Here is a 12,568-nt window from a genome sequence, read left to right as displayed (position 1 = left end):
ATGCAACTGGCGTTAGTGATCCCGAACTACAATCATCAGCAAGCGATTAAAATGACGCTGGCGCAGTTAGCACCGCTAAATCTGACTTGCTATTTAGTCAACGATGGCAGCAATGATGACACGCGTCACCTGCTGTGCGAGCTTGCTAAACAGTATCCTTGGGTCAAATTAATTCATCACCCCTTTAATCGCGGCAAAGGGGCTGCGGTGACTAGCGGATTACGGGCAGCCTTTGCCGACGGGTTTAGCCATGCACTACAAGTGGATGCCGATGGTCAGCACGATCTTAATGATATCCCCGCTATGATCGCCGAGGCACAAGCGCATCCCAAAGCCTTGATATCAGGTCTGCCGCAATATGATGAGTCAGTCCCAAAAGGCAGGCTTTACGGCAGATATATCACCCACTTTTGGGTATGGATAGAAACCTTAAGTTTCGACATCAAAGACTCTATGTGCGGCTTCCGAATCTATCCATTGGCCGCAACAGAACAGCTTTTCTTAAGCCAAGCGTTAGGCGAACGTATGGATTTCGATATTGAAATCTTAGTCAAACTCTTTTGGCAGGGCGTCAGTGTCAAACATCTCCCCACTCGGGTTATCTATCCAGAAGATGGCACCAGCCACTTTCAAGGAGTGAAAGACAATGTGCGGATCTCAGCCATGCACACTAAGCTATTTTTTGGCATGTTACGCCGTTTGCCGAAGTTGTTAACACGTAACAAGCAAACAGATGCCAGTACACATTGGTCGAGCATCGGTGAACGAGGCAGCTATTGGGGCATTAAGCTCCTTGCCAGTAGTTATAAAATTGGTGGCCATTGGCTATGCCGTGCCATCATGTATCCAGTGATTGGCTACTTTTTCCTAACGGGGCGTAATGCAAGGCAAGCCTCGCTCGATTTTCTTAATCAGGTGCAAAGTTTTGACCCCGACCACCCACAGCTACAGGGCACCATAGGTTGGCGTCATAGCCTCAAACACTTTATTGCATTCGGTAATGCGGCACTTGATCGTATCGATGCGTGGTGCGATCGCATTAAGCTCAGTCAAGTCGACTTCCCCAACCGCGAAGCTCTTGCCGAACCCTTAGCACAAGGTCAAGGCGCCGTATTATTGGTGTCACATTTAGGTAATTTGGAGCTATGCCGGGCTATCTCAATCCATCAGCGCAAAGTGAAAGTCAATGTAATGGTGCTGACCCAAAACGCCGAGAACTTTAATCGAGTACTGAAACAACTCAATCCCGACAGCGCCCTGAACCTGATTCAGGTCACCGAATTGGGACCGAGTACTTCGATGTTGCTGCAAGAGAAAATTGAGCAAGGTGAACTGGTGGTCATCGCAGGGGATCGTACCTCGTCGAACAGCGAAGGTCGGGTGATCTATGCGCCATTTATGGGTAAAGCCGCGCCCTTCCCACAAGGTCCATTTATTCTAGCTGGCCTGCTGGATTGCCCAGTTTATTTAATGTTTTGCCTACGAGAACAGGGGCGTTATCACGTTCACCTAGAGCATTTTTCAGATACGCTCAAAGGGCCTCGCACAGGCAGGATGGAACGCTTAGAAGCCGCGGTCAACCGCTATAGTGCTCGACTTGAATACTACGCACGGCGTGAACCATTGCAATGGTTTAACTTTTTCGATTTTTGGCGCAAAGATGAAGAGATCCAGCGCGCGGCAGCAACGTCTGCCCCAAAGCATACTAATAGGATAGACAGATAGATGACTGAAACGATTACACCTTCTCATACAGAAGAGATTGTTAAATTTGGCCAACGCTCGCTAACCCTTGAAGAGGTTGTTGCGGTGGCAAAAGGCGCGAAAGCGCAACTGCAAGTCAGCCCTGCATATCAAGAATATATCCAGAAAGGCGCGCGATTTATCGACAGCTTACTCGCTGAAGAGGGCGTAGTGTATGGCGTTACCACAGGCTATGGCGACTCATGTACTGTCACGGTTGGGCTTGATTTAGTTCACGAACTCCCTCTGCATCTGTCACGTTTTCATGGCTGCGGGCTCGGCGAAATCCTATCTCCGATGCAGGCTAGAGCGGTCATGGCCTGTCGCCTTAGTTCGCTTGCAGTCGGTAAATCTGGCGTAAGCTATGAACTACTTCAGCGTATTGAAACACTGCTTAACTTGAATATCATTCCTGTGATCCCTGAAGAGGGGTCTGTGGGTGCCAGCGGCGATCTGACGCCACTTTCCTACCTAGCCGCCGTACTCGTCGGTGAACGTGATGTGATCTACCAAGGGCAGCGTCAAAGCACCGCAGAGGTATACAGCGAACTCGGTATCATACCGCTTAAACTCAGACCTAAAGAGGGATTGGCACTAATGAACGGCACTGCCGTAATGACCGCCCTTGCATGCCTTGCCTACGATAGAGCTCAATACATGGCCAAAATGGCAAGTCGTATCACAGCCATGGCTTCATTAACGCTTAAGGGGAATTCCAACCACTTTGATGACATTCTCTTTGCGGCTAAACCACACCCAGGACAGAACCAGATAGCCGCTTGGATCCGTGAAGACCTTAATCATCATGAACACCCAAGAAACTCTGATCGTCTGCAAGATAGATACTCAATTCGCTGTGCACCGCACATTATTGGTGTACTGCAAGATGCCTTACCATTTATGCGTCAGTTTATCGAAACAGAACTCAACAGTGCCAATGACAACCCGATAGTCGATGCCGAAGGCGAACATATTCTTCATGGGGGTCACTTCTATGGCGGACATATTGCCTTTGTCATGGACTCAATGAAAAATTGTGTTGCCAATATCGCCGACCTTATCGACCGTCAGATGGCATTGGTCATGGACCCTAAATTTAATAATGGTCTACCTGCCAACCTTTCTGGTGCCACAGGTGAACGCCGCGCCATTAACCACGGTTTTAAAGCCGTGCAAATTGGCGTATCAGCGTGGACAGCTGAAGCACTTAAACAGACCATGCCCGCCAGCGTATTTTCACGCTCTACAGAGTGTCACAACCAAGATAAGGTCAGCATGGGCACTATTGCCGCTAGAGACTGCATGCGTGTGCTGCAGTTGACTGAACAGGTTGCCGCCGCTGCGCTGCTAGCAATGACCCAAGGCATTCATCTACGCGTCAGCCAAGGTGAGCTATGCCAAGCATCACTCACCCCGTCAGTGGCTAAGACCTTGACTCAGGTTAGCGCTGATTTTGAGCTGCTCACAGAAGACCGACCACTTGAACAAGTCTTAAGACAAACCGTAGAGAAGATACAGCAAGCCCACTGGGAAGTGTGTCATTAAGGAGCCACTACGATGAAGGCGATACTGACCACCGAGTTGGACATGGTGATCCCATTCCATGATGTCGACCCAATGGGGATAACCTGGCATGGCAACTATCTGAGATACTTTGAGGTCGTTCGCTGTCAGTTACTCGACCAGATAGATTATGGCTACCGTACGATGCAAGATTCTGGTTACGCTTGGCCCATTGTCGACCTGCAAATTAAGTATGTTCAGTCGAGTAGTTTCGATCAGCAAGTGAAAGTGGTCGCCAAGTTAGTCGAATGGGAACACCGCATTAAGATCACTTATGAAGTGCGAGATGCATTAACCAATAAACGGTTAACCAAAGGCTACACTATCCAAGCCGCCGTTGAGATGAAGACTAAGGAGCTGTGCTTTGTGACACCCAATTGCTTCCGTGAAAAAATCGCTCATCTCGTCGACCTTAGTGGGGAAAGCTAATATGGCCTCATCATTGCCCCGCACATGCTTGATTGGCGTACTGCTTTTTAGTCTAAGCTTGTTTAGCCATGCTAACCAAAGCCCCTCTTACGATTCTCTTTTTAGTCAAAATGCCGACAATGCTCAGCTGCAAACCTTAGCGCAACGCCTCAATAGCGGCGAAACGGCGCAGGGCAATTTCACCCAGTACCGCTACCTTAAAGTCCTCAAAAAGCCGTTAGTCAGCCATGGACAATTCCTATTTCAAAACCAACAGGGGCTCGCTTGGTTACAAACTCGTCCTTTTGCCAGTGGCTTAGTGCTGACCCAAGGAGCATTGATACAGATCGATAGCGACGGCAATCGGCAGGTCTCTCAAGCACAGAATAATCAACAAGCCAATGCTCTTGCTCAGATGATGCCCACCTTGATGAATGGCTTGTTGCAAGGCGAGATTGCCCCTTTAACCTCACAATTTAGCCTTTTCCTACTGCAAGAGGGTCAGCAGTGGCAACTTGGTTTGGTGCCACTCGACCCCTTAATTAAACAAGCGATGCCCAAATTGGTGTTACAAGGTGAGCAGCAACTGCAACAACTCATCTTACTAGGCCACAATGGTGACCGCAGCGAAATCCACTTTGAGCAGATCACTAACCAGCCATTGACTGAGCAGCAACTCAACTACTTCTCATCGGTAACACCTAAGCCTGCGCAATAATGATGATTAAAGGTTCAAATCCAGCAGGCCAAGGCTCAATTAAACGCAAAGCCATGATTTGGTTTGCGTTAGTATTTTGCGCTTTCATGCTTGGGGTCTATCAACTTAACCAAGGCGCAAAAATTCAAAGCGATATTTTGGCCATGCTACCTGAGATACATGAGGAAGCATTGACTCAAGTAGCACTTGAACGCGTAGAAAGCCAACTGGCTGACAGGGTCTACATCGCGCTGCAGGCCAGCAGTGAGGCGCAAGCCATTGACTCAGCCCAGCTGCTACTAACTCAGTTACGCACAGATAAAAACGTTTTTACCGATGTCAAAAGTGGCGACATTGATAGCGTTCGCGCACTAAATCAGTTTTACTTTCCTCACCGCTTTAGTTTACTCACGGCAAACCAGCAGACTCTAATAGAGAACAAACAATTAGCGCGGTTGGAGGCTAATGCTTTAGCTCAGCTATACAATGCTTTTGGCTACGCCAACAGCGAGCTGATCAGCCAAGACCCGCTATTGCTGTATCCCGATACGTTAAAGGCTATGGCACCGACGCAAAAAGTCAAAGTTGCCCAAGGAATATTAGTCTCTACAACGCACAATGACTTGGGGCAATCATATTATTCAGCCATCGTTATGGCAAAAGGGGTTGGCAGCGCATTTAACCCCCAAAGCCAGCAGCAACAAATCAATAAACTCACCGAATCTATTGCAGTTGTACGAGCACAGTTACCTACAGGTGTTGAGCTTAAGGTACTTAAAGCTGGCGCACTGTTCCATGCCAGCGCCGCCACCTTACAAGCCAAAAAAGAGGTGTCATCTCTTGGTCTGGCCTCACTTATTGGTGTGATTGCATTGGTCTGGTGGGCATTTCGCTCTATGATGCCACTGCTAATAGCCAGCCTAACCATAGCCACAAGTTTACTGTTTGCCGTTGTCGCGACATTGAGTCTATTTGGTGAATTACACTTGCTGACCTTAGTCTTTGGAACCAGTCTTATCGGTATTGCCATCGACTTTAGTTTTCATTTTTATTGCGAACGCTTGGAACAGGCTGATAGCTCTGCGTCAGTGGCAGTGACTAAGGTATTCCCCGCAGCGACGTTAGCGTTAATCACCACAGTGCTCGCCTACAGCGCAATAGGTATGACCCCCTTTCCGGGAATGCAGCAAGTAGCTATCTTCTGCGCGGCTGGCCTTATTGGCGCTTATATCACCTTAGTGTTGGCCTATCCCTTCATTGCCAATAGCCGATTGCCTCATCGACCTCTACCGCTGCGCTTAGCACAACAGTATCTCGATAAGATTGCTGTACTCAGTCAGCAAGGTAATACCTCATGGTGGCGGACAGGCTTGCTTGGTATCGCGCTAGTCACCGCGCTAGGGTTAAGCCAGTTGCAGACGGATGACGATATTCGTAATCTGCAACAAAGTCCCAATGACGTGGTCAGCCAAGAGGCGCAACTACGCTTATTACTCAGTGGCGGCACCGATAACCAATTTATCTTAGTACGTGCGCCTAACGCCCAAGCGCTGCTGCAACAGCTTGAAGCGATCAAGCCAACACTAAACAAACTGACACAAGATGGTGTGATTGGTAATGCCATCAACTTGGCAAACTACCTACCAAGCCAAACAACTCAAGCCACTAACTATCGGTTGCAGGGTGAGATTTACCACAATATCGACCACATTCTTGCAAAGATGGGATTAGCGCCAGAACTCGCCAGTGATTTGCGTCAGCAATACCAGCAGGCGGCGGCACTAACCATTACGCCAGAGGCATTTTTTAATAGCCCCGCAGGGCAACTCTTTTCTCCTTTATGGTTACCTGCATCCAATCAAGAGCGCGACTTTGGCGCTATCGTGCTGCTAGGGGGGATCAGCAACATTGACACACTTCAGCAGGCGCTTGCGACGACATCCAGTGTACAACTGGTAGATAAAGTCGCCGATATTTCTCATGTCATGGCCAAATACCGCTCGCTCACGCTGTGGTTACTGCTATTGTCACTGCTGATCGCCTGGGGCATTTTTTCAATGCGATTTGGCGTCAGGCTCGCCTTGTATGTCACTGCTGTACCCGCTACCTCTGCGCTGCTAACCCTCGGGTTATTAGGGCTTTTAGGCTCGGGGCTCACCCTATTTCATGCACTTGCACTAATCCTAGTCTTTGGCATTGGGGTTGATTACAGCCTGTTTTTCGCCGAGGCAAAACAGGGGCGAGCCGTGATGATGGCGGTGTTTATGTCAGCCTGTTCGACACTCTTGGCATTTGGCCTATTGGCCTTTAGCCAAACACCCGCTATTCACTATTTTGGTTTAACCTTGCTCTTAGGTATCGGATGTACCTTCCTGCTATCCCCCTTCGTACATAATTTTATAAGGACCCACAAGTGATGGAATCAGCCCAATCACCAGCTCATGCAATTGCCCAATATGATGTTGTCATCATAGGAGCTGGACCATCAGGAAGTGTTGCGGCAAGCCTATTGCACCAGCAAGGAAAAAAGGTTCTTGTACTTGAAAAGCAAGCGTTTCCGCGCTTTTCAATTGGGGAAAGCCTGCTGCCATGCTGTATGCAAATGCTTGACGAAGCCAATATGCTCGACGCGGTAAATAATGCAGGGTTTCAATTTAAAAATGGCGCTGCCTTTAATGCTAATGGACGCAGCACACATTTTGATTTTACCGATAAGTTTACTCCAGGTCCCGGCACCACCTTTCAGGTAGAGCGTGGCAGCTTTGATAAACTGCTTGCCGACACCGCCATAGAGCAAGGTGTAGAGATCCGCTTTGGCGATACGGTGGAGGCCATTGATCTATCGGCCGATCCTCTGCTATCCATTGTCGATAAGCAAGGCATACCGTATCAAGTGCAGGCACGCTATCTACTCGATGCCAGTGGCTTTGGCCGCGTCTTACCTCGACTACTCGACTTGGAGCGTCCCTCAGATCTACCTAGCCGTACTGCAATTTTCACCCATATCGACGATCATATCGATGAAATTGAACTGGCAGATTACCAGTTCGATCGCAACAAGATCCTGATTAGTGTTCACCCCGATAACCGAGATATTTGGTATTGGCTCATCCCCTTTAGCAATGGCCGTTGCTCGCTAGGTGTCGTGGGAGAGCCCCACCTCCTTGGGGATATTGGTGACGATCTTGAATCGGTGCTGATGCGACTCGTTAATGAAGAGCCTAGACTCAAGCAGTTATTGGCTAAAGCAAAGGTAGTTCGCCCCTGCGCTCGCCTTGAAGGTTACTCTGCCAACGTCAGCACCTTGGCCACCAACAAATTTGCCTTGCTGGGCAATGCTGGCGAGTTTTTAGACCCCGTATTCTCCTCTGGCGTAACCATAGCGATGCAATCAGCCTCAATGGCTGCTAAATGTGTCGTTAAACAACTCAATGGCCAGGAGGTCGATTGGCAAGTCGACTACGCAGCGCCACTGATGCTCGGAGTAGATACCTTTAGAACCTACGTACAAGCTTGGTATGATGGCCGCTTTCAAGATGTGATCTTTTTCGAAGCGCCTAACCCGAAAATTAAGCAGATGATCTGCTCAATTCTAGCGGGCTACGCTTGGGATCAAAATAATCCGTTTGTCACCGAGTCGGAGCGACGCCTCAATATGATCGTTGAGCTATGCAAATGACAAGGCGGTTTAACACTTCACTTAAGCGGGTGCGACCACGCATTGGTTTGTTATTCGCCATGTGGCTGCTGCTATTAAGCGGTTGTGCTCAACAATTGGACCGAAACACTTGTATGTCCTTAGCTCGTGGGGTGGACTACTGCTTAGCACCACTGCAAAGCGATGTTAACCAAAGTCAAACACAACAGGTCAGCATTGCAGTGCAAGGCGAAAGACATCAACTACTCAGCCAGCTTGAGATTGTGCCGCAACAGTTGACCTTAGTTGGCCTCGCGCCGCTAGGGCAGGCGTTATTTACCGTCACCTATGATGGGCATAGCGTCAGCAGCCAGCAAAGTATCTTCCTGGGCGATCAATTTAAGGCAGAATATCTCCTTGGCTTACTGCAATTGATATACTGGCCTATCGAAGATGTAAATCGCAATTTACATGGTGGACAATTGCGCTCAGCCGACTGTGATGCAGTGCAATGCAGAAGCCTATATGCTAACGGCAGTGATACGCCACAGATTGAGATCCGCTATGACCAGCAGTCACTTTGGATGGCTAAGGTCGCGTTATCGATTGCACAGGCAGACTTGACACTAACCATCAACCCAATTGCTGAGTAAACCGAGTCAATGACTCCACTAAATAGAACGGACACTATGACAGATATCGCCATCACAGATTTGGGATTGTGCACCCCCTTAGGCCAGACACCCAAAGAGGTGTTAACTCGGCTACTTGCGGGCGACACCAGTGCAATGCAATGGCGTAATGATCTTATCCCTAATGAGGAGGTGTTAGTCGGTATGGTGGACTATGCCCTACCGGAGATCCCTGCCTCGTTACACTGTTTTAGTTCGCGTAATAATCAACTGTTATTAAAAGCGGCAAAGCAAATAGAAGCCAGCGTCAGCGCTGCAAAGGCACGTTACGGCGCTGATAGAGTAGCCATTATTTTAGGTACTAGCACCTCTGGTATCGCCAAAGGCGAAGAGGCATTGGCCTATCGCAATACTCACGGTACGCTGCCGGAAGATTACCTCTACTCAAAACAGGAGCTCGGTAATAGCGCAGAGTTTTTAAAGGCCTATTTTGAATTAACAGGCCCCTGCTATACCGTCTCAACGGCGTGCTCGTCCAGTGCCAAAGTGTTTGCCAGCGCTAAACGCATGCTTAAGGCTAATCTGTGCGATATGGTGATCCTTGGTGGCGCCGACAGCCTATGCAAACTCACGCTTAATGGTTTTCATTCGCTCGAATCAGTATCGAAAGCTCATTGCCAGCCTTTTAGTCGCAATCGCGATGGCATTAATATCGGTGAAGGCGCAGCACTGTTTACCTTAACGTCGGGCCAAAGCGCTGTCATGCTTGCTGGCGTTGGAGAGTCAAGCGATGCCCATCATATCTCTGCGCCCCATCCTGAAGGGCGTGGCGCGATTGCCGCCATTAAGATGGCACTTGATGATGCCAGTATCCGTGCCGAACAGATTGATTATATAAACTTGCATGGTACCGCGACCATGAAAAACGATGCCATGGAAAGCCATGCATTAAGTGAAATATTTCACCATCACCAGCCATGGGTCAGTTCAACCAAGCCTCTGACGGGTCACGCCTTAGGGGCTGCAGGAGCAATAGAAGCGGCATTCTGTTATTTACTGCTTTCATCTCTTAATACTCTGCAGCGCCTACCGCCACAAGTCGGTGATCAGCAATGGGACAGTCACAATCCGGCGCTCAATTTTGTTGATGCCAACACTCAAACGCCACTGCACTATGTGATGAGTAACTCATTTGCCTTTGGCGGCAGCAATGCCAGTATCATTTTTAGCAAAAGAGAGACCAATACATGAGTCAGATAGTCGATGTTAGCCATATTGCTGTCGATAATGTGGTGCCTCACCGCGCGCCGATGATCTTGATTGATCGCCTGCTGCAACATCAACCCGACTCCTTAACCACTGAGGTTACCATTGGTAAGCAAAGTGCCTATTACAACTCACACACTGCTAGCGTACCAAACTATGTTGGCATCGAGTATATGGCACAAAGTATTGCGGCACTTGCAGGTATCGAAGCTATCGCGCGCGATGAGCCAATTCAGGTGGGTTTTTTATTGGGGACGCGTAAATTGGCCATGAATATCGCAGACTATAAGCTAGATCAATGCTACCAAGTTAGCGTGACCAGACTCTATCAAGAGGAGAGTGGCCTTGCGGTGTTTGACTGCAAAATTTCACATCAAGATCAAGTCGTTGCTTCAGCCAACGTCAATGTTTTTCAGCCTCAGGATACCCAAGCGTATATCGCTGACAGTATTCAAGGTAATGGGTAAGTGAGACCAGGATGAATAAAAGAGTATTAGTTACAGGCGCTAGCCGTGGCATAGGAAAGGCGATAGCTCTCAAGCTGGCACAGTCGGGTTACGATATTGCCCTGCATTTTCATAGCAATGTCACCGCAGCGGCAGATACCGAAGCAGAGCTGACAGCTATAGGGGTCAATGTGAGTAAGCTGCAGTTTGATGTCGCGGATCGCGCTGGCGTTAAACAGGCTATCGAAAATGATATCGCCACCCATGGAGCTTATTACGGCCTAATCCTCAATGCGGGCATTAACCGTGACACCGCGTTCCCAGCCATGACAGAAGAGGAGTGGGATAGCGTTATCCACACTAACCTAGATGGCTTCTATAACGTGGTACATCCCTGCACTATGCCAATGATTCAAACCCGCAAAGGTGGACGGATCATTACCATGGCATCAGTTTCAGGTATTGCAGGCAACCGCGGCCAAGTGAATTATAGCGCCTCTAAAGCCGGTATTATCGGTGCAACCAAGGCCCTAAGCCTAGAGCTAGCCAAGCGTAAGATTACCGTTAACTGCATCGCGCCCGGGTTAATTGAAACTGATATGGTGGCAGAGTTTCCTAGCGATATGGTCAAAGAGTTGGTGCCGATGCGCCGCATGGGACAACCCTCAGAGATTGCTGGGCTGGCAAATTTCCTGTTATCCGATGAGGCGGCCTATATTACTAGGCAGGTCATATCAGTAAATGGTGGCATGATTTGATGACAAACAGCAGCAGACGAGTCGTGATAACCGGTGTAGGTGGCGTCACCGCCCTCGGCCATGACTGGCAAACCATTGCCAGTCGCCTAAAAGCGCTAACAAACTGCGTTGTTCGCATGAATGATTGGGATCGCTATGATGGATTAAATACCCGCCTTGCCGCCCCGATCGTCGACTTCGACAAGCCCGCCCACTACACACGTAAAAAAATTCGCTCAATGGGCCGCGTGTCTATCATGGCCGCATGGGCCAGCGAAAAAGCCCTTATGGATGCAGAATTACTCGACTCCCCAGTGGTTACCTCAGGGGCGATGGGAATAGCCTACGGCTCGTCGACGGGAAGTACCGATCCGATTATCGCCTTTGGAGACATGCTCAAAGAGGGTGACATGTCTGGCGTCACCGCCACTAGCTATATCCGCATGATGGCGCACACCACAGCCGTCAACGTTGGAGTATTCTTTGGCCTCAAGGGACGCGTACACACCACCAGCAGCGCCTGCACCTCTGGTAGCCAAGGCATAGGTTATGCCTACGAAGCGATTAAATATGGCCAACAAGATCTGATGCTCGCAGGCGGAGGAGAGGAGCTGTGTCCAACCGAAGCTGTGGTATTTGATACCCTCTTTGCCACCAGCACCAAAAATGATCAGCCAGCGCACACTCCCAGTCCATTCGACAGAGATAGAGATGGCTTAGTCATTGGCGAAGGCGCTTGCACCTTAGTGTTAGAGGAACTCGAACACGCGAAGGCCCGTGGCGCTAAAATCTATGCTGAGATTGTCGGCTTTGGCACCAATTCAGACGGTTTGCATGTAACTCAGCCCAATGCTAACACCATGGAAGTGGCCATACGCTTGGCACTCAAAGATGCTGCGCTAGCCCCAGATGCTATCGGCTATATAAATGCCCACGGTACCGCCACCGATAGAGGTGATATTGCTGAAACACAGGCCACATCGGCAGTGTTTGGCCCCACAATGCCCATCTCATCACTCAAGAGTTACACCGGTCATACCTTAGGTGCATGTGGCGCTCTCGAAGCTTGGGTAAGCATTGAGATGATGAATGCTGGTTGGTTCGCGCCAACTCTTAACCTCAGTAACATCGACCCCGAATGCGGCGAGCTCGATTATATCAAAGATGATATTAGGCAGATAAATACCGACTACGTCATGAGCAATAACTTTGCTTTTGGTGGTATTAATACCTCGTTAATCTTCAAACGCTGGCGCGAGTGAATTTTTACCGGTTTACCAACCAGCAACCACATAACACAGCCTGAAGGGCGAACAAACGCCCTTGATGACTTCACATAGTCTAAACCTAGGCAAAGCGACACGGCATCGCTTTGTCTAAGTTCACAGCACTTAACGAAAACCGGCACCGCTTTTGCTATTGCTCAACATAGATACAAG

The 12,568-nt window shown here is 49.1% G+C and carries 11 protein-coding genes; all 11 read left to right on the top strand.

All coding sequences use genetic code 11. The features are described from left to right. A complete protein-coding gene (locus tag BEL05_RS11070; protein ID WP_069671197.1) occupies positions 1–1,725 on the top strand; it encodes a glycosyltransferase family 2 protein in 1,725 nt (574 codons plus the stop codon). Further along, positions 1,726–3,288, top strand: a complete 1,563-nt coding sequence (locus BEL05_RS11065; protein WP_069671196.1) for an HAL/PAL/TAL family ammonia-lyase — start codon at positions 1,726–1,728, stop codon at positions 3,286–3,288. 12 nt (positions 3,289–3,300) lie between these two features. Then, complete coding sequence (locus BEL05_RS11060) at positions 3,301–3,735, top strand: acyl-CoA thioesterase (RefSeq protein ID WP_069671195.1); 435 nt, start codon at positions 3,301–3,303, stop codon at positions 3,733–3,735. Position 3,736: 1 nt separating this feature from the next. Further along, positions 3,737–4,432, top strand: coding sequence for an outer membrane lipoprotein carrier protein LolA (locus BEL05_RS11055; protein ID WP_069671194.1), 696 nt, complete (start codon positions 3,737–3,739; stop codon positions 4,430–4,432). A gap of 2 nt (positions 4,433–4,434) precedes the next feature. Beyond that, a complete protein-coding gene (locus tag BEL05_RS11050; protein ID WP_245686980.1) occupies positions 4,435–6,828 on the top strand; it encodes an MMPL family transporter in 2,394 nt (797 codons plus the stop codon). Next, entirely contained in the window at positions 6,828–8,090 is a 1,263-nt protein-coding gene (locus tag BEL05_RS11045) for an NAD(P)/FAD-dependent oxidoreductase (protein ID WP_028762988.1), read from the top strand. The genes BEL05_RS11050 and BEL05_RS11045 overlap by 1 nt, the downstream gene beginning before the upstream one ends. Positions 8,091–8,203: 113 nt before the next feature. Next, positions 8,204–8,701 (top strand): DUF3261 domain-containing protein, encoded by a 498-nt coding sequence (locus BEL05_RS11040; protein WP_245686979.1) that lies wholly within the window; start codon positions 8,204–8,206, stop codon positions 8,699–8,701. A gap of 36 nt (positions 8,702–8,737) precedes the next feature. Beyond that, positions 8,738–9,931 carry a beta-ketoacyl-[acyl-carrier-protein] synthase family protein gene (locus BEL05_RS11035; protein ID WP_069671192.1) on the top strand — a complete coding sequence of 398 codons (1,194 nt, stop codon included), beginning with the start codon at positions 8,738–8,740 and terminating at the stop codon, positions 9,929–9,931. Continuing rightward, positions 9,928–10,413, top strand: coding sequence for a hotdog family protein (locus tag BEL05_RS11030; protein ID WP_069671191.1), 486 nt, complete (start codon positions 9,928–9,930; stop codon positions 10,411–10,413). The genes BEL05_RS11035 and BEL05_RS11030 overlap by 4 nt, the downstream gene beginning before the upstream one ends. Before the next feature lie 11 nt (positions 10,414–10,424). Then, positions 10,425–11,150 (top strand): 3-ketoacyl-ACP reductase FabG2, encoded by a 726-nt coding sequence (locus tag BEL05_RS11025; RefSeq protein WP_069671190.1) that lies wholly within the window; start codon positions 10,425–10,427, stop codon positions 11,148–11,150. Then, on the top strand, positions 11,150–12,391 hold the full coding sequence (locus BEL05_RS11020; RefSeq protein WP_069671189.1) for a beta-ketoacyl-ACP synthase: 1,242 nt from the start codon (positions 11,150–11,152) through the stop codon (positions 12,389–12,391). Before BEL05_RS11025 ends, BEL05_RS11020 begins: the two co-directional genes overlap by 1 nt. The last annotated feature ends 177 nt before the right edge of the window (positions 12,392–12,568 follow it).

Origin of the sequence: Shewanella colwelliana, assembly GCF_001735525.1 — a bacterium.
In the GTDB taxonomy this organism is placed as follows: Bacteria; Pseudomonadota; Gammaproteobacteria; order Enterobacterales; family Shewanellaceae; genus Shewanella; species Shewanella colwelliana.
This window is presented reverse-complemented; position numbering and strand designations above follow the sequence as displayed.

Excerpts from the sequence above, each read along its gene's own strand:
- BEL05_RS11045 (WP_028762988.1), top strand. The coding sequence starts at position 6,828 with ATGGAATCAGCCCAATCACCAGCTCATGCAATTGCCCAATATGATGTT.
- BEL05_RS11035 (WP_069671192.1), top strand. The coding sequence starts at position 8,738 with ATGACAGATATCGCCATCACAGATTTGGGATTGTGCACCCCCTTAGGC.
- BEL05_RS11020 (WP_069671189.1), top strand. The coding sequence starts at position 11,150 with ATGACAAACAGCAGCAGACGAGTCGTGATAACCGGTGTAGGTGGCGTC.
- BEL05_RS11025 (WP_069671190.1), top strand. The coding sequence starts at position 10,425 with ATGAATAAAAGAGTATTAGTTACAGGCGCTAGCCGTGGCATAGGAAAG.
- BEL05_RS11065 (WP_069671196.1), top strand. The coding sequence starts at position 1,726 with ATGACTGAAACGATTACACCTTCTCATACAGAAGAGATTGTTAAATTT.
- BEL05_RS11050 (WP_245686980.1), top strand. The coding sequence starts at position 4,435 with ATGATTAAAGGTTCAAATCCAGCAGGCCAAGGCTCAATTAAACGCAAA.
- BEL05_RS11055 (WP_069671194.1), top strand. The coding sequence starts at position 3,737 with ATGGCCTCATCATTGCCCCGCACATGCTTGATTGGCGTACTGCTTTTT.
- BEL05_RS11070 (WP_069671197.1), top strand. The coding sequence starts at position 1 with ATGCAACTGGCGTTAGTGATCCCGAACTACAATCATCAGCAAGCGATT.
- BEL05_RS11060 (WP_069671195.1), top strand. The coding sequence starts at position 3,301 with ATGAAGGCGATACTGACCACCGAGTTGGACATGGTGATCCCATTCCAT.
- BEL05_RS11030 (WP_069671191.1), top strand. The coding sequence starts at position 9,928 with ATGAGTCAGATAGTCGATGTTAGCCATATTGCTGTCGATAATGTGGTG.
- BEL05_RS11040 (WP_245686979.1), top strand. The coding sequence starts at position 8,204 with ATGTCCTTAGCTCGTGGGGTGGACTACTGCTTAGCACCACTGCAAAGC.